This window comes from Sulfitobacter sp. SK025, from assembly GCF_003352105.1.
GTDB lineage: Bacteria > Pseudomonadota > Alphaproteobacteria > Rhodobacterales > Rhodobacteraceae > Sulfitobacter > Sulfitobacter pontiacus.
Map to the genome: position 1 here is coordinate 59,099 of NZ_CP025810.1, position 21,354 is coordinate 80,452.

Here is a 21,354-nt window from a genome sequence, read left to right on the forward strand (position 1 = left end):
TTAGCGCCCGCTGCTGAATTTTGACACCACACCCAGCGAATTCTTGTTCTCTACATTCCGGATGACCAGCACGCAGACCGGCCAGCCCGAGGGCATCAAACCTTGCGAGGTTGGCACCGCCATGACGCTGGCCGACCCGTCGTTGATGGCAAAGGTCAGCACGACATCCGCCTGCGACGTCGCGACTGATTTTGCGAGATCCGCAGTATCGTCAAAGGTCACGATGCTTTCGGTTTCAAGCCAGCTGGCAACATCCGGGTGATCGACCGCCGCGATGGTCAGCGGTTGCGCGGGATTGCCGATGGGTTCGGCACAGGTGGCGAACCATGCCCGCAGCTGAGCCACAGCGGTGGATGCGCTGCCCGCCGCGCTGTGATCCGTATCCGAGGCGGCTTCGATCACACAGACCGCCGCATCCGCAATCGCGCCCGCGCCGATCAACTGCGAGAGCGTGTCGCGTTCGTTCTGGGTGATCCATTTATTCAGCAACGGCGCGCCGACGATTTCGACACCTGCGGCCAGACGTCCAACGTCGGCTTTGCCAAGCTCGAACTCCGGTCCGTATCCCGCGCGCGTGATCTGTTGCACCAGATGTTCCGCGGCGGTCTTTTTGATGACAGACGGCGTCTTGCGGGCCTGCTGTTCCAATGCGGCAGAAAAGGCCGTTGGCGGGGCGACTTGCACGGGCGTGTCGGGTGCCGGCGCGTCCTCTTGCGCGAGACGGGGGAGGGAGATGATAATTTCTGTCCCCACGTCTTCGCGGCTGAAGAACGTGATCTGCCCCTGATGGTGATCGATGATGACTTTGGCGATGGTCAGCCCCAGCCCTGTGCCCCCCTTGGATCGGCTGTCAGAACTGTCGCCTTGGGTGAATTTTTCAAACACCGACGCCTGCGCGGCAGCCTGGATACCGGTGCCGAAGTCGCGGATCGAAATGCGCAGCTGATCCCCGACCGCGTGCAGGGCGATCAGGATCTCCCCGCCGTGTTCCGAAAACTTCACCGCGTTGGACAAGAGGTTATCCAGCACCTGCACCAACCGTTTAGAGTCGCCATAGGTCAGCATTACATCGTCATCGGGGGTATCGACACGGCGCAACGATACACCTGCGCGTTCGGCGTAAAGCTGGTTCGGCACCAGCGCCGTATTCAGCGTCTCGGACAGGTTCAGCGTCTTCATCCGGAAATCAAGCGTGCCGGTTTCGATTTTCTCCATATCCAGAATACTGTTGATTAGCAGGATCAGCCGGTCACAGCTTGAGGCGGCGATGGTGATCAGCCCCTTCATCTTGTCAGGCAACTGCCCCGTCGCACCTGACAGCACAAGCCCCAAGGCCCCTTTGATAGAGGTCAGCGGCGTGCGCAATTCATGGCTGACAGTGGACAGGAATTCGGTCTTTGCTTTTTCGGCCACCTTGCGCTGCGACACATCGCGGTAGATCGCGATGAAGCGCGGTTCGTCCTGGGCGGGGCAGACATATTCAAGGCTGATGTCGTAGGTGATGCCTGATTTCGCCTCGACCTCCCAGGTGACGCGCCGCTCTGGCCCCTTGATAAGGCCGGCGCAGCGTTCGCGCAGACTGTCATAATCCCGTTTGCCAATCAGGTCGGACAGGCTCTTGCCGCGCCAGTCGTCGCTTTCATCATGTCGCATCAGGTGTCGTGCGACCGATGCATTGGCATACATTACCGCATAGGTTTGCGGCTGGAAGACAACGACATGATCCTGCAACAGTTCCAACGTGTTGTTGAACCGCGCCTCTGACACGCCTTCGCGGGTCTTGGTCATATCCGAGGCGACAATCGCGATCTCGCGCAGCTGTTTTTCGCCGTCGGTGATCGGAATAAAGCTACATTGCAGCCAGACCGCCTTGCCGTCGGTTTTATGCAGAACGATGGTGCCTTTCCACGGGGTGCCCGACATCATGGCGGGCAAGACATCGCCCGTCAGCACACCGCGATTGCCGGCATCCATGACATCAACCAACGGCGTGCTGATCAGCGCCTCGCGGGACCGGCCGCTGGCTTGGACAAACTGGTCGTTCACATGGGTGATCGCGCCGTTCTGGTTCAGCATGCAGAACACGGTATGGGCCTCTACCGCGTTGCGATAAAATTGCTTGGATCGAACCTCCGACTTCAGCACATCCTTGCGGGCGTGGGCCTGTCGCGCGTTTTCGCGCAGCTGGAAAATCAGGAACAACAGCGAGAATACGATCAACAGCAGCGTGCCCAACACCAGCCACTTGTAGGTTGATGCAATGCGCAAGGCGGAACGTTGCAGGTAATTCTCGTAGGGGCGTGCGCGCAAAGAGATCAGCAGCTCGTGTACGGATTGATAATTTTGCGGGGGCAGCCAGACGGTGCCACCGGCGGCAATCGCCTCTGGGCTGCCGGTATCCTGACCCAGCAGGGTGTCGACAAGAATGGTTAACGCCGCCTGCGGCACGCCGGGGATCGTCCCCAACACCCAATCAGGATACAACATGGTACTGGCCCAGAACGGATAGCCTGGATGATCGACAGGGGACACGGGGCGGAAATCGTTCATATCAATCACGCCGTCGCGTGCCAGCGCTTCGAGCACACCGGCGCGCACGACGCCCACATCCACCAGACCGGCTTGCACGGCATAGACGACCTCGCGTTGGTTCCCGCCCGAAAACAGCGCGCGGGACGCGATATCGTTGATATCCAGCCGGTACTTGCGAAACTCTTGCAGCGCGAGCTTCCAGCCGGTCATTTCGTCGGCCGACACCCCCATGATGCTGCGACCCGCGATATCCGGGATGGCGCGAATATCGCTGTCAGCGGTGGTAAAGACGACGACGCTGGTTTTATCATAAACCTGTCCTTCCCACATCTGTGCGACAGAGAGCAGCGGGCGGGCGTTGCTTTCGACCTCTGCCACGACAAAGGCCGCGGGATCGACAAGGAAGAAATCCAGCGCGCCTTGCGAGATTTTATTGATCATTGTGGCGTCGGTGTAAGGCGCGATCTTGAAACGGTAGTTCAGTTCTGCGCCCTGTGCGGCGGTGTTCAGCGCGGCGGCCATTGGCAACCAGCTGTCCAGCGCGCGGGTGATCCCTTCGGAGGCGAGAATACCGATGGTGATGTCACGGGGCGCATCCATCGTGTCGGCCTGCTGACCAGCCGCCGGTTGCAGTGCACCGATCAGGGCGATAGCGGCACCCAAAAGCGTTTGACGCAGCTTGCCCCATGCCTGTTTCACGATTTTAGCGCCCGCCATATTCTCTTTCTGGTTCATCTCGTCGCTTTGCGGACACCGGAAAGCATAGTCAAAGCCCGCCTCCTGCTATCAAACATCACAACGTCAAACCACTTGTAAAAGCACCCAAAGCGATCGATTCCATTACGCCCCCGCGGCATGTGCTGCGGAACAGGGCAAGCTGGATGTCGTCTGGTGCTGTCCTTTCACTACTGCTCTCACTGCGTTTTTTGCTGCGCCTCGTTGATCGGGCGCTTTTTGCAGTTGCGAAAAGGCTAGGCGGGGCGGGCTTTTTTGGCAATGGTAAACTCCGTTTCTGCCTGCAGGGCAGGGCGAATAGTGCCACTGCAGCAGCAGGTACCTATCCTTTGGAATAGCGCCATAGCCACAAGCTGCTTTGGACTACCCGCCTAGGCCCGCGACGCCCTTGGGATTTAGCGTTAATTTCATCTTAACAGCTACCAAACACAGGCTGAAACAAATCCAAGGTGAAGACGATGGCAAACGCAACATTCCTAGAACTGGCCCAGATCGCCAACAACTCCTCCCTGCGCGAGGCGGTTTTGGGTGCAGTACTTGGCATCCATGTGTCGGGAAACGCTACCGACTCCGTCTTGGACATCACGGCCGACAGCACCGCGCTTAAACTCGCGGCGGACCGGATGCGCTGCGCTCGCTATGTCATGCCGACAGATGCGGACCCAACGCAGGCCATCCAGATCAACGCTGGCTTCTCTCATGTGCAGGACGTCTGGGCCTCGCCCCAGGCTGCACATCCCGACCTGACCCAGGAGACAATGACCATCGCCACGCCTGACTTTATCGTGGTACCCTCCGACACGCATATCGTCGTCAATAACTTTGACGTCGCCCGCGGCGATGCGATCACCTTCCTGGGTCAGTTTTCTTCCCGCGCCGATCTGCGCGCTGCCATGTGCCTGACCGGGGCCCGCGATTTGCGCGACGGTGACGTCATCATCACGATGGAAAACGGGGCCCGCGCGGTCTTCGTTGGTGCCGCTGCCCAGGCCGAAGATCTGATCGACGCTGTGTTTGATTTCTCTGCCGAAGGGCAGACAGCCTTCAAACTGGCCGACGCGCTGAACAACGCGACCTCGGCCGAGATCGACGCCTTTGTGACCGCCCTCGGCACCGATGAATTCGACCGCGCCTTTGGTGTCGGTAGCGCTGCGGTGTTGCTTGCAAACCTCGACACCCCTGCCGCGACGCGTCTGTTGAATGTGCTCGAGGCCGAAGAACTGGACGAGCTGTTGCACAATGTCGGTGCCGGCACGCTCAAGCTGCTGCTCGAAGAGCTGACGCTGACGGAACTTGTGAACTTCCTGAGCGGCGTGAACGAGACTGTGGTCGGCGCGATGGCAGACCACATGGGAGCCACAACAATAGATGCCCTCTTGTGGGGCAAAAGCCCGGCAACGAAAGGAGGTATGCGTCAAAGTTAACTGGTTTGCCCTGTCAAAGCGGCATGCCTCGCCGCAGCCAGGGCCCGAGAAAGCACCGTGTTCGACCCGATATGATTTGAAAGGATTTAACAGCAGACGGGAATCGAATGCGGCGCTTTCCCTTTTTCGTGAACCCTCATACGCGCGACTTTTCGCGGGGCAGAGTTCATCAGCTTAATCGATTTTCGGGCCTGCTCCGGCCCTTACTACTTTGCCCTGTGGACCGGCGTAGGTGCCGGCCACGGGGGCTTTTTGCGTTTTCGAAGATGTAAGCCGTTGACATCAAGCCAACCCGCTAGGGCTTAAAGCCGGACGAGGTGATTATCCCACATCAGCGGTTTTTCCGGGTTCAACCTGCCAGAGAGACGCTGAACGATACCGGTACCGCTGGTCACAACAAAATCTTCCGGCGCCGCGGCAACACCGCAGACATCGGTAAGCGCGATACTACGGGTGTATGACGCGGTTGCCGCGTCAAATACCTGCACCAAACCGGCACGGGGCGAGGTTACGGCAATCTCGGACCCGTCATCCGACAGGGCAATACTGCCGATGTACCCGTGCATATCTTCGGCACCGTCCAGCAAGAGCGGTGTTTCCCCTTGCTGATGCAGCCCGACAAGCGCGGGGGCATCGCCGTCGCCTTGCCATTGCATCCCGAACGCGACACGCCCGTCGGACCCTACGGCCAGATGCCGGATCGAGTTGCGGTGCATGTCATGGGGCAGTTCTATCTGCTCTAGAATACGGCGGTCGTTGATGTAGGTGAGGTTGGGCCGCATGGTGGGGATATTCAACTTGGCGCGCCCTGAATCGGGATGCGTATCAATCCCGCCGTTCGCCACGACCAGCGTGTCGCCACCGGGCAGACGTTTGATATCATGGGGGCCTACCCCGCCGCTGGCAAATTCATCGACGCGTACATATCCAAGCGCCACGTCCCAGACACCAATGCGCCCGATGCCGTTGGCATAGTCATTTTCGGTCGTGTAAAGCAGGCTCCCGTCGGCGGAAAAAGCCCCGTGCCCGTAGAAGTGCCGCCCCTCGGGCGCGTGCAGCGTGGCCTTGACCCGCCCCGACATGCAGTCGATCACCAGTGCGAAATTGCCGGGGCGCCGTGCAAAGGCGACAGCTTGTGGCTTGGACGGATGCGCCGCCGCCGCGTGGCCGCGACCGGGCAGGGGGATTTCGAACACCACCTCAAGCGCCGCGTCGATACCGCAGAGCACAAAGCTGCCGTCGCGCAGACCGGCAGCGGCAAGATAGGCCGGCCCACCCGCATCGGCCCAAGTCGGCGCGGGCACCAATCCTGATGCCAGCATCCCTGCAATGAAATGGCGGCGGTTGGTCATGGGATCAATCTCCGTCCAATGCGTTAAAGCCCGAAGCGACGCCCAAATGCGGGCCCAGATCACCGCGGGCCACATCGCGGATCGCGGCAACAGATTGCTGCAACACCTCTACACGCAGACGGGATTGCGGCTTGGCCGTTCCAGCGAACACAGGGTCGTCCAAGTCGGCAGCGATTGCCAGCGCCTCGTCAAACCGGTCGTCAAAGGCGGCCACCACGGCCATGTCATACGCCGCCAACCGCTCCGCCAGATCCTGCAGAGAGGTGAGCGCGACCACGACATTGCGCAAAGACCGCCCCGATCGCCGCGTCTCTGCCCGATTGGGGCGCGGGCGGTCAAAGCTGCCCATGGGGCGGCCGATGCGGGTGTCGGCGGTAAACTCCAGCCCGAGGTTCAGCGCCTTGAAAAGCTCTTGCGCGGCTTCCTCGGTGCTGCGGTAGGGGCCACCTTCGGCGGGGGTGGCAACGGCCTCGGCATAGCCAGAGGTCCAGCCGTCCAGAATGGCTTGGGACTGCGTGGCGATATCGGCAGTTACCGTCTGCACCAAGGCGCAGCGATAGCCGGCATCGCCCATCGTGCTGATCTGATCGTCATACAGCAGGAATTCGAGCGCATAAAAACCGCGCCCCGCGATGGAGACATCGGCATAAGCCTGCGGGTCACGGCCCACGGGATCGGCATCCGTGATCAGCCCCGCGAGCGTTTTGGGTGTGGCCCCACGGCTGTCGGGCCAGAAGGCCAGCGCAAAGGCGCGGTTGTCGGTCTCGGACGGGCCAAAACGCAGATGGCTCACCGCGATCCACGCGTCAAAGGCTTCGTGGTAGGCATCGCGCAACGCGGCGTCATCGGGGGCGCAATTCTGCTGGGCCACGGCGGCCAGTGCATCCGTACGCTCTGCCAGTGTGGTATAGCGGGGCAGGATGTGATGATCGACCACATCGCGCAAAACGGCGGAGCCTACCTCGGCCGCAGCACCCAATGGTGCGCAGAAAAGACCAAGGGCGAGGACCAGTTTTTTCATGTTACAAACTTTCCAGATAGTGGATTAAAGCATCACGGTCTGCGGGCGGCATGTCAATGACGCGATTCTTGGCGGGCTCGGCCTCTCCGCCATGCCAAAGCACGGCTTCCAGCAGTGACCGCGCGCGCCCGTCGTGCAGGAATTGCGTGTGTCCCGATACGGTTTCGGTCATCCCAATCCCCCACAGCGGCGCAGTGCGCCATTCGGTGCCGGTGGCGCGAGCCTCGGGGCGGTGATCGGCCAAGCCTTCGCCCATGTCATGCAGCAGCATATCGGTATAGGGCCAGATCAGCTGAAAGCTTTGCTCTGGCTGATCCTTCAGGCGATGGGTGACAAAGCTGGGCTGGTGGCAGTCGGCGCAGCCCGTTTCATGGAACACCTGTTTGCCGCGCAGCACCTCGGGGGCGTCCGCGTCACGACGGGCGGGCACGGCAAGGTTGCGGCTGTAAAAGGTGACCAGATCCAGCCCTTCGGCGTCAATCTCGAACCCGCGCACGTCACCGGCCCCATGAGGCGCGTTTACGCAGGCATCCTGAATGGTCGAACAATCGCCAAACGGATCGCCGAAGATCGGGTTAGAGATGCCGATATCGCCCGCAAAGGCCCCAGCTGATTGTTCGCGGATCGTGGGCATCCCGGCCTTGAGCCCGAAACGGCCCAGCATCGGCATGTTGTATTCCTGCGACCAGACGATATTGGCGCGGCCCGAAATACCGTCACTATCCGCGTCATTAGGGTCTGTCAGTGCCAGAATATCCGCGGCAGGGATCGCTTCGAGAAGCCCAAGCCCGATCATCTGCGGCGTCACACGGGGCGACAGCATTGCGTCGGGGTGCAGCGGACCATAGCCAAGATCAGCCGCGGTGTATGTCGGGTGCCGCAAGGACACGACCTGCCCGCCCGACAGGGTCACGGGGACTTCGGTATAATCGATCTGCAAGCGGTACTCGGCACGATGCCCCGAGACGGCGAAATCCTGCATTTGCGTGCCGTATGTGGGTTCGGCGAGCGTGGCCAGATACCCTTCGATCTCTTTGATAATGCCGGCGTCTTCATTGCCCGGAATTGACACGCGCAGAAACATGGAAATCGCGCTGTCGTCGGGGCCTTCGGGCGGGTGGCCGCGCCCGTCCTTGATGTGGCAGCTTTGGCACGACCGCGCGTTGAACAAGGGACCCAACCCGTCAGAGGCCAGCGTCGAGGAAGGCGACGACACCCAGAGCTTGCGAAACAGCCCATTGCCCAGCTTGAAGGTCAGCTCGTCCTCGAACGACATATTGCCCGAGGCCTGCGAAAACGCATCGGCGTTCATACGCGGGCGTACGGTAGCCGCGCCGCCGCTGTTCACCTCGAACGGGCTGGGGGCGTCAAAACTGTCGGGTGGGGCGGTCACATCGGCGATACGGGCCGTTTCATCGGCGGTACGCGGGATGATATCCAGATGGGGTTCATCAAGCGGCCCGGCGTAGACCGGACCGCTCAATAGGGGCAGGGACATCACCAGGGCCTGAGGGATAAAAGACCGGAGGAAACGCATATTCTGCCCTATTTCGATATTAGAAGGGGATGACCAACGATGCCCCGACAGCGGTAAAGTCATTGCCGTCTACATCGTAGAAGCCGACGCCACCACTCAGCGACATATCATTCTCGAACGTGTAGTCTACACCCACGGTGATCAAATCGTCGTAACCGTTCGCAGTGTTGTCGATGCCGGTGTAGCTGGCAGAGTAGGCCCACGGCCCCTGAACGTAGGAACCGCCCAATGTCGCATAGGTGGAATCCTCGCCCGTGCCTGCGAACCCGTCGAAATAGGCCACTTCGGCGATCAGGTCGAAACCGTTGCCAAAGTCATGCGCCATCCCGATGACGGCCCCTTTTTCGTCGGATACATCGCTGTCACCTGCGGTCAGGAAACGCCCGCCAACCCAATAGATCGTGTCGCCAACTTCTTGCGTGTACTGTAGCGCCACGTTGTTCAGCTTGCCGGTGTTGCCCGCGCCGCCGTCCGCGGTGGTGTTGCGGCCGCGCTTTGTCCCCAGCGGTCGCTGAACGCCGTGTCATCCACATAGAACAGCGCAAAGGACAGAACCCCGCCGGAGGCGGCGACAGGCATGTCGAATGTCGCACCGATCACTTCGGGCAACTCATAGTCTTCGGCCAGCGATGTGCCGTAGAAACCGGGGGCTGCGTCCAATGCAACAGCGAAGGTCGGGCTTACTTTACCGACGCTCAGCTCGCCTGCGGCCAGATCAAAGCGCAGGCCAAGTTCGTCCACATAAAGACCCAGATCGTCGAAATGACGGGTTTCGGCCGGGTCTGTGACGCTTTCCAGGCTCACTTCACCAAACAGCGTGATGCTGGTCGCGACACCAGCTTCGAAGGCGAGCGACAGGCTGGCGTAGTTATCGGTCAACTCGTCGGCAGGATCATCGGATGTGACGGTGCTGTCGACGCCGATCTCAAACTCTCCGCCCCAGACAAATGCCTGTTCTTGAGCCATAAGGGGAGTGGCACCGGTCAGCGCCAAAGCGCAACCGGCGAGAGCTAGTTTCTTCATTCTTGTTTACTTTCAGTGGGAGGAGAAACGCGTGAAGACGGGGTATTACTCGAACACGGCGCCGGGGCTATCGAGGCTGTCGGAGCCTTCAATCGCCACGTCATCCACGCCCAGGGTGGCGACGACGCGTTCGATGGTCTTGGTCTGTGCGATCAGGGCGTTCACCCCCCCCATGACCAAGGCTTCGCCGCCCTTGTTGCCGCGCGCCATCATCTGGTCATAGGACATGCCCGCTTCGGCAGCGGTCTTGATCTGGCCAAGCTTGCGCATGGTGGTCGACAGGTTCAGCTGCATTTCCGCATCCAGATCAGCGTTTTCGGCAGCGACCAGATCGGACAGGGATGGGCCGGTGACCAGCGTGCCGTCGGTACGCGCATAGGCGCCGAGGTACACGTTCTGGATGCCCAGACCGTCGTAATAGTGGCTGTTGTGGGTGTTGTCCGAGAAGCAGTCTTGCTCTTCTTCGGGGTCGTTCAGCATCAGACCAAGGCGCATGCGTTCGCCCGCGAGCTCGCCGTAAGACAGCGACCCCATGCCGGTTAGCATCGCCGAAATCGCGCCGTCTTCGTTGTCGGTCAGGTTGGTGCGCGCGGCACCGCCTTCGGCCCATTGTGCAACCATATACTCCAGATCGGTCACGATCAGATCGGCAGCAGCCTTGAGGTACTGACCGCGGCGGTCACAATTGTCATTGGTGCAGTCGTCGCCCGTGGCGTAGTCTGTCCAGTCGCGCGCACCGGCCCCGTGTTTCGTGCCGTTCAGATCCTGCCCCCAGAGCATGAATTCAACCGCGTGGTAGCCCGACGCCACATTGGCTTCGTTCCCGTCGGCTTCGTGCAAGGTTTCGGCAAGGAAGTCGGGGGTGATTGTGCTGGCGTCAACTTCGGTGCCCGACAGTGTGAAGGTCGGGTTCGCGATAACGTTCAACGCGGCGGCGGCGTTTTCATCGGTGGCCCCGCCATAGGAGGCGTCAACATAGTCGATCAGACCTTCGTCCAGCGGCCAAGCGTTCAGCTTGCCTTCCCAGTCGTCAACGATGGGGTTGCCGAAACGGTAGGCTTCGGTCTGCTGGTAGGGGACGCGCGCTGCCAGCCACGCGGTGCGGGCGGCTTGCATCGTGTCGGCGGAGGGCTCTGCGATCAGGGCATCCACAGCGTCGACCAGCGCTTGGGCTGTGATCAGGCTGTCGCCATAGGCGGCTTCGGCGATGTCGGCGTATGTGTCGATCACCTCGGACTTCTCTACCGCCAAAGCGGGGGAGGCCAAGGTCAATGCAAGCACAGAGGTCATCAAGCTGCGGGTCATACGTTCAGTTCCTTTCGACGGATCGCGCCTGCGGATGCTGTCGACAATTGCGGATCGACGGGCCGCGCCGGAGGCATGGAAATCATGCGCAATACCTGAACAGTATCGCGGGGAAGGTCAACCCGACAATTTTAGTAAGATAACTTTTTTGCCGCTCACGTTTTTGGCACCGCCCAAAAAATACGCGGTGATCCTAGGGACTTACTATGTAAGGCGTGCGCCTTGCGGCAAAGTGGGGTCAGAGGCATTCAACCGATCAACGGCAAATCCTGCTGCGGTCTTGTACTGCGCCATATACTCGGCCCGTTCCTGAGGAGGGATCACGTCGTCGATCTGGTCGAAGGCACCGCCACAGCGGTCGTTTACCATGTTCAGCAACCCGAAAGGACCGGCCCCGCGATTGCGCAGGATCAGCTCTGATATCGGTCCGCAATAAGCGTCGTCAAAACTGCGCAGCGCCGCAGGGGTGACCCCGTCTTGCAGGAAGCGCGCGCACAGATGGCGGGCGTCCATGATCGCCTGGCTCGCGCCGTTCGATCCTGTGGGATACATGGCATGGGCCGCGTCGCCGATCAGGGCAACAGGGCCGTCGACCCACGTGGGGATCGGATCTCGGTCGATCATCGGGTTCTCGTAAATCTCTGTCGCGCCGCGCAGCAGGGCGGGGACATCCAGCCAATCGTAAGTCCAACCGTCAAAGTGATGCGCAAAGTCCGACAGCTCCGCCGGACGGTACCAACCGCTTTTGCGATCCTCGGTCTCGTCCAGCGTGACTTCGGCGATCCAGTTGATGGTGGCATAGCCGTCGGCATCGGGGGCTGAAATCGGATAGATCACCATGCGCTGGCGGTGGTCGCCAAGCCCGACAAACGAAGACCCCGTGCGCACCGGTTTTGCCCGCGAGGTGCCGCGCCACATCAAAGCACCACCCCAGTGGATCGGCGGCTGATCGGGATGCATCTGCGCACGCACGGCGGAATGTATCCCGTCGGCACCGATCAGCAGGGTGCCCTCGGCACGTGTCTGTGACCCGTCGGCACGGGCGACATGCGCGGTGACGCCACCCGCTGGCCCGTGGGTGTATCCGGTGATCTTGGCACCAAGCTGCACGGCCTCGGCACCAGCGCGATCCACCAGCGTTTGATACAGCAGCATATGCAGCTGGCCCCGATGCGCGGCATATTGCGGCCAGCGATAGCCTGCGTCGGTGCCGCGCGGCTCTGCGTAAATCTCTTGCCCCTTCTGCCCGACCAGCGCCCATTCCATTGCGGGCACGCCGATTTCGTCAAGCTGCGCTTGGGTCAACCCCAGATCAAACAGCTCGCGCACGGCATTGGGCTGGATGTTGATCCCCACACCCAGCGGTTTCAAGCTGCGCACCTGCTCATAAACGGTGCAGCGCAGGCCAAGCTGGTGCAGCGAAAGCGCCAGTGCTAGGCCGCCGATACCGCCGCCTGCGATCAGGATATGGGGTTGGGTCATAGTGCAGTTCCGCTTTCGACTAGGGGCATTTCGTTGCGCGACGAACGTCCTACATCATGGTGCGGAAATCAATGGGATGTCTGGGAAAGCGGGGCACATCCCGGATCGCCGGAGCGCGAGGCGCTGCAACGGCAGATGGCTCGTGGGGGCCGGAAGCGCAAAAGACCGTTTAGGCGGATTCCAACGCGGATTGTTCGGCAATCAACGCTTCGGAGGATTTCAGGAAGTCGTCCAGACCAAAGATAATCTCGGTCGGGCAGTTGGCGATCTTGCCCTTGGGGCCATCCAGATGCGCGTCAATCGCAAGCTCGTTGTCGCGCGCCACGGTACCCAGATCGTCGAACCCCAAAGAACCGGCCGTGCCCGCGATCTGGTGCAGAATGGTACGCGCTTCGGCGAGGTTATCGTTGATCTCTTGCAGCGTGCTGCCTTCCCAGGCGGCAAGCGCGTGCTCGGCCAGCGCACGCTGGCGCTGCTCTAGCATATCGAGGAACCGCGCGCGAATACGCTCGATCCCCGGTAACTCCAGCTTCTTGTGCATCACGCTGTTCTCCCCACATTCCAGAAGTCGTTCTGGACCTTCTGGTAGTTGGCTGTCGCTTCTTCGGCAGAGGCATGCGCCTCTGACAGCGCATCCATGACCGAGGAATTTGTCTTCCACATCAACCGCACCGCCTTGCCGGCGCAAATACGTGGGTTGATGTGTTGACCACGGTTATCGAACAATTCGGTTTTTGCCAGCGAAATGTTGATATTATTCGCCAAAAGCTTGGGATCAGGGCGCCAGCCGCTTTCTGTGATGCATACAAACGTGCCGCCGCCTGCGTAAGACATGAGGAACTGGCAGCCTTCCAGCGTATCCGAAATGATCTCTCCGACATCGCTGAGCATGCTGCAGAATTCAAAGTTCGACATGTTTTCGTGGAAGATTTCGACATCGCGGATGTTGAAGGCAAAGCAGATCGACCCGAACAGGTCGCTGCGCGACAATTGCTGTACATAGTTCTCAAGCGCCATGAACTCGATCAGGTTGTTCACATCATGGATCGCCATCGGCTCGTGCAATTGCACGGCGCGTTCGGGCCGACCGTCGTGATGGGTAACCGCCTTGGCCGCGAACACTTTGCTCGTGCGGGTTGCCAAGCCTTCAACCGCGCGTTCAACCAGCGCCAGCCGCGCCTTAAGCTCGGTCATTTCGAACGGCTTGGTCACATAGTCGGTCGCACCGGCAGAGAAGGCGGCATCGATATAGGATTTTTCGGACATCGCGGTCAGCATCAGGATCGGCGCGTCCATATATTGCTTCATCGCGCGGATCTGGCTGGCCAGCTGGATACCGTCGGTGACCGGCATCTGGATATCCAGAAGGAAGCTGTCGAACGGGGCGCGGGCGTTGTCCTTGATCGCCTCAAGTGCATCGGCAGCGCATTCGGCAGTGACCAGTGTGTGGTCTGTCATGCCTTCAATGAAATGCGACAAAAGCTCTAGGATGATTGGGTCGTCATCTACCGCAAGAATTTTCATTTGTTTGCCTTACTACTTGTCCGTAACAGCTCGGTATGGCTGTTTCTGTTGCTTTCTATCTGATGGCGAAACTTGTCATAATTGGGGCGATCTCGGTTAAATACTTAGGCATTTAGGCTAATTAGATGTTCGTTTGAGCAGTTGAATAGACGAAAGGGACCATTCGATGACGCCGGCGCAGAGCAAGAAAAATAAAGCCGATTCAACGATTTTCGGCACAACGCCAGAGGGTGAAAAGATTGTCCGGCATCAGATCAGCAACGGCGGTACGTCGATTTCCGTTTTGTCGTGGGGGGCAACGATTCAAGAGCTTCGCGTCATGGGGGAATCGCATTCGCTGCTACTGGGCGGGCGCGACGTGGCTGCCTATCTTGGCAGCATGCAGTACTTTGGCGCGGTGGTCGGTCCGGTCGCCAATCGCATCGCGGGGGCAGAGATGGAAATTGCGGGCGTCCGGCATCAGCTTGATAAAAACGAAGCAGGACGGACCACATTGCACAGTGGCGTTGCGGGGTATTCCGGCCGGAACTGGCGCTTTACCAATGTCACCCCCACGCGCTGCCGGCTTGAGCTGCACCACCCCGACGGGTTGGGTGGGATTCCCGGGAATATTGACGCCTCTGTTACATACACGATTGATACTGCAGGACATCTAGAGATCGAGATGACGGGCGCGGCGGATCAGCCGACCTATTTCAATCCCGCCTTTCATGGCTATTGGAACCTGTCGGGATCTGCGGATCTGTCGGATCACCGCCTGATGGTGCCCGCGACCAGCTACCTTCCTGTGGATGACGCTCAACTCCCGTTGGGCGCGCCCGTCGCGGTAGCGGGCGGCGATTTCGACTATCGCCATGCGCGCGCAATCGGACCGGTGCTGGATCACAACTTTTGCCTTTCCCAAGGCGGGGACCAGATGGTGCTTGCGTGCCGGTTATGCACTCAGCGGCTACAGTTGGATGTGTTGACAGATCAACCTGGGGTGCAGCTCTATAACGGCGCGCATATTGATACAGGTGCGGATCTGGGCGTGGACGGGGGCACCTATGGGCCACAGGCCGGGCTTGCGATCGAGCCGCAGTTCTGGCCCGATACCCCGCACCACCCCGAGTATCCCGATTGTTTGCTGCTGCCGGAAAAGCCCGTGCGCTACCGGTCCCGTTTCGAGCTGCGCCGCATTTGACAGCTTTACCGTGGTGACCTCACGTTTTTTTGGGGCAGGGTCGAATTGACACTTGGTCCAAGATGTATCAGTGCGCTATATAATAAGGTAAACATATTAAAAGCGGACAAGACATGCGTACCAAGATCAACCCCGACAGCTTTGGTTTCCTTATCAGCGACATCGGCAGGCTCAGCCGTGGCGTGTTCGAGCGCGAGATCGAAGCCGCCGAGCTTCCTGTGACGGCGGCAGAGGCAAGGGTGCTGGCGCATATGGCGCGCTGCGGGGCGACGCGCCAGCATCGGCTGGCTGAAAGTCTTGGCATGACGCCGATGAGCCTCACGGGGTTTCTGGATCGTCTGGAAGCGGCAGAGCTGATCGCCCGCACAGCTGACCCGAATGACCGCCGCGCCAAGATCGCGTCCCTGACCCCGCGGGCCAATGACATCCTGTCGCAGATTGCACAGGCCGGTGCACGGGTAGAGACGATCATTTCGGAAGGATTGACGCCAGAGCAGTGGCAGACCTTCCGCGCCACGGCCCTGACCCTGCGACAGAACCTGTCAGCGTCCCGTGGCGCGACGTGCAAATCCGAGGCTGCCGAATGACAACGCCCATTATGTCAGAACGGCGGGTCAGTCTGATCGGTGCGCTTCTGGTGGCCATCGGACCTGTGTCGATGGCCTTGTATACGCCCGCGATGACAGAGCTGGTGCGCGTCTTTGACACCACGGAATCCGCGATCAAGCTGACGCTGACGCTTTATTTCGGGGGCTTCGCCTGTGCGCAGCTGATTGCGGGGCCGCTGTCGGATGCGCTTGGACGGCGGCCGATCACGATTGCCTTCATGGCGCTTTATTGCGTGGCCAGTGTCGCTGCGACCCTGTCGCCCACGGTAGAGGTTCTGATGGGCGCGCGTTTCCTGCAAGGCATCGGGGCCTCCGCGGGGATCGCGATCTCGCGGGCATTGGTGCGGGATCTGTTCACCGATGACCGGTCGTCGCGGATCATGAACCTGATCGGGATTATTCTTGCCCTTGGTCCGGCGCTGGCCCCGACCATCGGGGGGCTGATGCTGCCGGTGTTTGGTTGGCAGTCGATTTTCTTGCTGATGACCGTGATCGGTTTCCTCGTGATCTGGGTCGCGCTTTTTTCCATGAAAGAAACCGTGACCGCAGACCCCTCGCGCCTGAATTTCAAGGCGCTTGGCCGGACCTACAAGGCTTTGCTCAGCAATCCGCAGTTCCTATCCGCCGCTTTGGTGATGGGCGGTGCACTTGGGGCGCTCTATGCGCAGGCGACGTTCCTGCCGTTTATCCTGATGGACGAGGTCGGGCTGACGCCTGCGCAATTCGGGGCGTCGATGTTGGCGCAATCGGGCAGCTTCTTTACCGCGTCTTTATTGGTGCGCCAGCTGATGGGCCGGTTTTCGGCAGAGCGGCTGGTCGGGCCGGGGCTGGTGTTTGTGGCCTTGGGCAGTATGGGGACGTTAACCCTGCTGCTTTGGCCGCCGAGCTTTCTGCATGTGATGGTGCCGGTCGCGACCTATTCTTTCGGGATTGCCTTTGTGATGCCTGCCATGTCCACCGCGGCACTTGCCCCCTTTGGGCGGGCTGCGGGGGCGGCGGCGTCGATGCTGGGCTTTATCCAGATGGGGTCCGGTTTGTTGGTCGGGTCGCTTGGTGCCTTGATGGGCAATGCGCTTTTGGCTATGGCAACCCTAATCCCGATGATGGGCGCGGTAGCTTGCGTGTCGTTTTTGGTTTATCGCAAGATCCAGCCTCGGCCCGCAGCCGCTGCACCGGCAGAAACCCGTGCCACCTGCGGGCCCAAGGTGACGGCGCCGTCGCCCGTGTCGGCACCGGAAAAATAGGGCAATTTGTCTGCCCCATCCACAGCACCCCGCGGTGGTGCTTTCGATTTGAACTAAAAGACAGGATCGTCAGAATGTACTCCTTGATCTCCGGGCTGCGCTGCGCCGCCCTTGCAACGGCTATTTGTGTGGTGTCTGTCCCCGCAACGGCGCAGCAGGGCGATCGCCCGCCTGCTGCCGTCACCGTGATGACGATGCAGCCGCAGGATGTGCAGCTTGCCACAACCTTGCCCGGACGCGTTGTCGCTTCTGCCGAGGCAGAGGTACGCCCGCAGGTGGCCGGCATCATCACAGAGCGTCTGTTTGCCGAGGGTGAGCCCGTGGCGGAAGGCGATGTGCTGTTTAAAATTGATCCCATCGTTTACGAGGCCGCTGTCGCGCAGGCGCAGGCATCGGTCGCGCAGGCACAGGCGCAAGCCCGCTCTGCCGAACGGGAGGCCAAGCGGCTCGAGGAACTATCCTCGCGCAATGTTGCCAGCGATCAGGCGCTGGACGCGGCGGTAGCGGCACGCGACAGCGCGGCGGCTTCGCTTCAGGCGGCGCAGGCGGGGCTGCGCTCTGCCCAGATCGAGCTGGATCACACACAGGTCCGCGCCCGTCTATCGGGCGAGATCGGGCGGTCCCTGACCAGCCCCGGTGCCTTGGTGACAAACAGTCAGGCCAGCCCGCTGGCCGTGATCCGCAACATTGATCCGGTCTATGTCGATGTCACGCAATCAGCTGCCGAGCTGCTGGATTGGCGGCGCGGCAATGCGGAAAAGCGCCTTGGCGATACCCCGCGCGAGGTCAAGCTGACGCTGGCCGATGGCAGTATCTATGACCAGACCGGTACGCTGACCGCCGCCGAACCGGATGTGGACCAGCAAACCGGTGTCGTCGTGCTGCGGATGGCCTTTGACAACCCCGACCGTCTGCTGCTGCCGGGCATGTATGTGCGCGTTGAAATGCCCACGGGGATCGCGAAAGGTGCCTTCCTTGTCCCGCAAGAAGCCGTAAGCCGCGACCGTCGCGGGCAGCCGCTGGCGATGGTGGTGAACGGCGACAACGTCGTCGAACAGCGCCAGTTGACCGTGCTGCAGGACCGCGGATCGGACTGGATCGTAAGCGAGGGGTTATCGGCGGGCGACCGTGTGATCGTGATGGGGCTGCAAAAGGCCGCGCCCGGTGCGACCGTTACCCCACAAGAGCAAGCCGCCCCAGACGCGCCCTCCGAGGACGCCGCACCGGCACCCGCCGAATAACCAAAAGCCGGAGCGTTTTGCATGGCCCGTTTCTTTATTGACCGCCCCATCTTCGCATGGGTGATTTCGATTTTCATCATGGGTATCGGCGTCCTGTCGATCCTCAACCTACCCGTGGCGCAATACCCGCAGATCGCGCCGCCCTCTGTGGCTGTGCGCGCGTCCTATCCCGGTGCCTCGGCGCAGACGGTGGCCAATACGGTGACGCAGGTGATCGAACAGCAGATGACCGGTCTGGACGGGCTGCGCTATATCTCGTCGTCGTCCACCAGCGAAGGCGGGGCGAGCATTACGCTGACGTTCGAGACCGGCACAGATGTCGATATCGCGCAGGTGCAGGTGCAGAACAAACTGTCGCAAGCCTCTGCCTTGTTGCCGGAACCGGTGCAGCGGCAGGGGATCACGGTGCAAAAATCCTCTGCCGGCTTCTTGATGGTGATCGGGCTGATTGGCGAGAACGGGAAGTATGACGCCACCGATCTTGGCGATTACATGCAATCCAATCTGGTGAACGAGATCAGCCGCGTCGAAGGCGTGGGCAGCGTACAAGTGTTCGGGGCGCAATACGCGATGCGCATCTGGCTTGATCCGGTGAAGCTCGCCGCGTTTGAATTGACCCCGTCCGACATCGTGGCAGCGGTTTCGGCCGAGAACGCGCAGATTTCAGCGGGATCCTTTGGCAGCCGTCCTGCCGTCGAAGGGCAGGCGCTGAACGCCACGATCACCGCGCAATCTCTGCTGACCAGCCCCGAGGATTTCCGCCAGATCGTACTGCGCGCGGAAACCGACGGCGGGCTGGTGCTGCTGAACGATGTCGCGCGGGTCGAGATCGGGTCGGAAAGCTATGCCACGATCTCGCGCTACAACCGCAATGCGGCGACCGGCATGGCGGTCAGCCTTGCCCCCGGTGCCAACGCGCTGGATACAGCCGCCGCCGTCGAACAGCGGATCGAGGAACTGTCGGCGTTCTTCCCCGAAGGGGTGAGCTATGTCGTGCCCTTCGATACGACGCCCTTCGTGAAAATCTCTATCGAAGAGGTGATCAAGACCCTGATCGAGGCGATCGTGCTGGTCTTCATCGTGATGTATCTGTTCTTGCAGAACATCCGTGCCACCTTGATCCCGACGCTGGCGGTGCCGGTCGTCTTGCTGGGCACCTTTGGCGTGCTCGCGGCCTTTGGCTTTTCGATCAACACGCTGACGATGCTGGGCATGGTGCTGGCGATTGGTCTGCTCGTCGATGACGCGATTGTGGTCGTCGAGAATGTCGAACGGATCATGGAGCAGGAACACATCGGCCCGCTTGAGGCGACGCGCAAGTCGATGGACCAGATCACCGGCGCCCTGATCGGGATCGCGGTGGTTCTGTCGGCGGTCTTTGTGCCGATGGCGTTTTTCCCCGGCTCCACGGGGGTGATCTATAAACAGTTCTCGATCACCATCATCTCGGCGATGACGCTGTCGGTGGTGGTCGCGTTGACCCTGACGCCCGCGCTTTGTGCGTCCCTGCTTAAGCAAGGCAGCCACGAGAAGCGGCGCGGGTTCTTTGGCCTGTTCAACCGCGGTTTTGACAAGACACTTGGTGGGTATACCGGCACGGTCGGCTGGCTCGTACGGCGTCCGCTGCGGGTCGGGCTGGTCTATCTGGCGATCATCGCGGCGATGGTGTTCTTGTTCATGCGCACGCCCGCAGGCTTCCTGCCGGCCGAGGATCAGGGCACGCTGTTCACGCTGGTGCAGGCCCCCACGGGGGCGACGGCGGAACGCACGCTCGAGGTCATCAAACAGGTCGAGAACTACTATCTGGAAAACGAGGGCGACGTCGTCGAATCCGTCTTCGGCGTGGTGGGTTTCAGCTTTGCGGGCCAAGGGCAGAACCTTGGTCTGGTCTTCGTACGACTGAAAGACTGGGAGCAACGCACAGAGGCGGCGCAAAGCGTGCAGGCGGTGGCGGGGCGGGCCTTTGGTGCCTTCAGCCAGATACAGGACGCGATGGTCTTCCCCATCGTGCCGCCCTCGGTCAGCCAGCTTGGCAACGTGTCGGGCTTTGATTTCTACCTGCAAGGCCGCGGCGGTCAAAGCCACGAACAGCTGCTGGAGGCCCGCAATCAGCTGTTGGGGATGGCGGCGCAAAGCCCGCTGATCGCCTCTGCCCGCCCCAGCGGGTTGGAAGATGCGGCGCAGTTCAATCTGGATATCGACTGGCGCCGCGCCGGTGCGATGGGGGTCAGTGCCACGGATGTGGGCAACCTGCTGACCGTCGCCTGGGCGGGTCGCTATGTGAACGACTTTGTCGATGAGGGGCGGATCAAACGGGTCTATGTGCAAGGCGAGGCCGCTGCCCGCGCGACCCCCTCGGATCTTGAGAAATGGCGCGTGCGCAATGACAGCGGGGGGCTGGTGCCCTTCTCTAACTTTGCCGAAGGAAGCTGGGCGTACGGGCCGCAGGGGGTGAACCGCTATAACGGTATCCCCGCGATGCAGATCCAGGGTTCCCCCGCCGAAGGGGTCAGCACAGGCGAGGCGATTGCAGAGCTTGAACGTCTGGTCACCCAGTTGCCCCCCGGCTTCCAGATCGCCTGGACCGGGTTGTCCTTGGAGGAACAGGAATCCGGCAACCAAGCCCCCTTGCTGTACGGTCTGTCCCTGGCGGCGATCTTCTTGGCGCTGGCGGCGCTTTATGAAAGCTGGTCGATCCCCTTTGCCGTGATGCTCGCCATGCCAATCGGCATTTTGGGAACCTTGACCGGTGCCTATCTGGGCGGGTTCGAAAACGGGGTTTTCTTTCAGGTCGGGCTGCTGACCGTGGTAGGTCTGACGGGGAAAAACGCGATCCTGATTGTCGAGTTTGCCCGCGACAGACGGCAAGAGGGCGAAAGCATCTTTGGCGCCGCTGTCGACGCCGCGCGGCAACGGTTCCGCCCTATCATCATGACCTCTATGGCGTTCTCGCTGGGGGTTCTGCCGCTGGTGCTCAGCACCGGTGCGGGGTCCGGTGGACGTACGGCGATTGGGGCCGGTGTGCTGGCCGGTACAATTGCCGCAACCGTTCTGGGGGTTCTTTTTGTGCCGTATTTCTTTGCGATGGTGGCGCGTGTCACCGGCAGGGATCCGGTCAAGGACACCACCGGCTAGGCACCTTC

General features: G+C 60.9%; 16 protein-coding genes. 6 read left to right on the plus strand and 10 right to left on the minus strand.

Features of this window, described 5'->3' with window-relative positions:
* On the minus strand, positions 1-3,267 hold the full coding sequence (locus tag C1J04_RS16990) for an ATP-binding protein (protein WP_009824324.1): 3,267 nt from the start codon (positions 3,265-3,267) through the stop codon (positions 1-3).
* A 458-nt stretch (positions 3,268-3,725) separates the two neighbouring features.
* Here C1J04_RS16990 and C1J04_RS16995 point away from each other — a divergent pair, with 458 nt between their 5' ends.
* Positions 3,726-4,691 (plus strand): hypothetical protein, encoded by a 966-nt coding sequence (locus C1J04_RS16995; protein WP_037953462.1) that lies wholly within the window; start codon positions 3,726-3,728, stop codon positions 4,689-4,691.
* 302 nt (positions 4,692-4,993) lie between these two features.
* Here C1J04_RS16995 and C1J04_RS17005 read toward each other — a convergent pair whose 3' ends face one another.
* From C1J04_RS17005 to C1J04_RS17040, 9 genes are all read right to left on the minus strand, one after another.
* A complete protein-coding gene (locus C1J04_RS17005) occupies positions 4,994-6,043 on the minus strand; it encodes a DUF1513 domain-containing protein (protein WP_009824322.1) in 1,050 nt (349 codons plus the stop codon).
* A gap of 4 nt (positions 6,044-6,047) precedes the next feature.
* The gene (locus C1J04_RS17010) at positions 6,048-7,064 is read right to left on the minus strand and encodes an imelysin family protein (RefSeq protein ID WP_009824321.1); all 1,017 of its coding nucleotides are present in this window, start codon (positions 7,062-7,064) and stop codon (positions 6,048-6,050) included.
* A gap of 1 nt (position 7,065) precedes the next feature.
* Complete coding sequence (locus C1J04_RS17015; RefSeq protein ID WP_009824320.1) at positions 7,066-8,562, minus strand: di-heme oxidoreductase family protein; 1,497 nt, start codon at positions 8,560-8,562, stop codon at positions 7,066-7,068.
* Between the two features lie 58 nt (positions 8,563-8,620).
* A complete protein-coding gene (locus C1J04_RS19625; RefSeq protein ID WP_009824319.1) occupies positions 8,621-9,037 on the minus strand; it encodes a porin in 417 nt (138 codons plus the stop codon).
* Between the two features lie 5 nt (positions 9,038-9,042).
* Positions 9,043-9,624: a hypothetical protein gene (locus tag C1J04_RS19630; RefSeq protein WP_254655092.1), complete on the minus strand. Its 582-nt coding sequence runs from the start codon at positions 9,622-9,624 to the stop codon at positions 9,043-9,045.
* Positions 9,625-9,669: 45 nt separating this feature from the next.
* Positions 9,670-10,929, minus strand: a complete 1,260-nt coding sequence (locus C1J04_RS17025; RefSeq protein ID WP_009824317.1) for an imelysin family protein — start codon at positions 10,927-10,929, stop codon at positions 9,670-9,672.
* A gap of 204 nt (positions 10,930-11,133) precedes the next feature.
* On the minus strand, positions 11,134-12,411 hold the full coding sequence (locus C1J04_RS17030; protein ID WP_009824316.1) for a flavin-dependent oxidoreductase: 1,278 nt from the start codon (positions 12,409-12,411) through the stop codon (positions 11,134-11,136).
* A 169-nt stretch (positions 12,412-12,580) separates the two neighbouring features.
* Positions 12,581-12,952 (minus strand): Hpt domain-containing protein, encoded by a 372-nt coding sequence (locus C1J04_RS17035; RefSeq protein WP_005849092.1) that lies wholly within the window; start codon positions 12,950-12,952, stop codon positions 12,581-12,583.
* Complete coding sequence (locus tag C1J04_RS17040; protein ID WP_009824315.1) at positions 12,952-13,935, minus strand: response regulator; 984 nt, start codon at positions 13,933-13,935, stop codon at positions 12,952-12,954. Before C1J04_RS17040 ends, C1J04_RS17035 begins: the two co-directional genes overlap by 1 nt.
* 166 nt (positions 13,936-14,101) lie before the next feature.
* On the opposite strand from C1J04_RS17040, the gene C1J04_RS17045 reads away from it, so the two are divergent.
* From C1J04_RS17045 to C1J04_RS17065, 5 genes are all read left to right on the plus strand, one after another.
* The gene (locus C1J04_RS17045) at positions 14,102-15,118 is read left to right on the plus strand and encodes an aldose epimerase family protein (protein ID WP_009824314.1); all 1,017 of its coding nucleotides are present in this window, start codon (positions 14,102-14,104) and stop codon (positions 15,116-15,118) included.
* 113 nt (positions 15,119-15,231) lie between these two features.
* Positions 15,232-15,705 (plus strand): MarR family winged helix-turn-helix transcriptional regulator, encoded by a 474-nt coding sequence (locus C1J04_RS17050; RefSeq protein ID WP_009824313.1) that lies wholly within the window; start codon positions 15,232-15,234, stop codon positions 15,703-15,705.
* On the plus strand, positions 15,702-16,970 hold the full coding sequence (locus C1J04_RS17055; RefSeq protein WP_009824312.1) for a multidrug effflux MFS transporter: 1,269 nt from the start codon (positions 15,702-15,704) through the stop codon (positions 16,968-16,970). Before C1J04_RS17050 ends, C1J04_RS17055 begins: the two co-directional genes overlap by 4 nt.
* 74 nt (positions 16,971-17,044) lie before the next feature.
* On the plus strand, positions 17,045-18,211 hold the full coding sequence (locus C1J04_RS17060) for an efflux RND transporter periplasmic adaptor subunit (protein ID WP_009824311.1): 1,167 nt from the start codon (positions 17,045-17,047) through the stop codon (positions 18,209-18,211).
* Positions 18,212-18,232: 21 nt separating this feature from the next.
* A complete protein-coding gene (locus tag C1J04_RS17065; RefSeq protein ID WP_009824310.1) occupies positions 18,233-21,346 on the plus strand; it encodes an efflux RND transporter permease subunit in 3,114 nt (1,037 codons plus the stop codon).
* Positions 21,347-21,354: the final 8 nt, after the last annotated feature.

Coding starts and splice junctions, on each gene's coding strand:
- C1J04_RS16990 (WP_009824324.1), bottom strand. CDS start 3,267: ATGAACCAGAAAGAGAATATGGCGGGCGCTAAAATCGTGAAACAGGCA.
- C1J04_RS16995 (WP_037953462.1), top strand. CDS start 3,726: ATGGCAAACGCAACATTCCTAGAACTGGCCCAGATCGCCAACAACTCC.
- C1J04_RS17005 (WP_009824322.1), bottom strand. CDS start 6,043: ATGACCAACCGCCGCCATTTCATTGCAGGGATGCTGGCATCAGGATTG.
- C1J04_RS17010 (WP_009824321.1), bottom strand. CDS start 7,064: ATGAAAAAACTGGTCCTCGCCCTTGGTCTTTTCTGCGCACCATTGGGT.
- C1J04_RS17015 (WP_009824320.1), bottom strand. CDS start 8,562: ATGTCCCTGCCCCTATTGAGCGGTCCGGTCTACGCCGGGCCGCTTGAT.
- C1J04_RS19630 (WP_254655092.1), bottom strand. CDS start 9,624: ATGAAGAAACTAGCTCTCGCCGGTTGCGCTTTGGCGCTGACCGGTGCC.
- C1J04_RS17025 (WP_009824317.1), bottom strand. CDS start 10,929: ATGACCCGCAGCTTGATGACCTCTGTGCTTGCATTGACCTTGGCCTCC.
- C1J04_RS17030 (WP_009824316.1), bottom strand. CDS start 12,411: ATGACCCAACCCCATATCCTGATCGCAGGCGGCGGTATCGGCGGCCTA.
- C1J04_RS17035 (WP_005849092.1), bottom strand. CDS start 12,952: ATGCACAAGAAGCTGGAGTTACCGGGGATCGAGCGTATTCGCGCGCGG.
- C1J04_RS17040 (WP_009824315.1), bottom strand. CDS start 13,935: ATGAAAATTCTTGCGGTAGATGACGACCCAATCATCCTAGAGCTTTTG.
- C1J04_RS17045 (WP_009824314.1), top strand. CDS start 14,102: ATGACGCCGGCGCAGAGCAAGAAAAATAAAGCCGATTCAACGATTTTC.
- C1J04_RS17050 (WP_009824313.1), top strand. CDS start 15,232: ATGCGTACCAAGATCAACCCCGACAGCTTTGGTTTCCTTATCAGCGAC.
- C1J04_RS17055 (WP_009824312.1), top strand. CDS start 15,702: ATGACAACGCCCATTATGTCAGAACGGCGGGTCAGTCTGATCGGTGCG.
- C1J04_RS17060 (WP_009824311.1), top strand. CDS start 17,045: ATGTACTCCTTGATCTCCGGGCTGCGCTGCGCCGCCCTTGCAACGGCT.
- C1J04_RS17065 (WP_009824310.1), top strand. CDS start 18,233: ATGGCCCGTTTCTTTATTGACCGCCCCATCTTCGCATGGGTGATTTCG.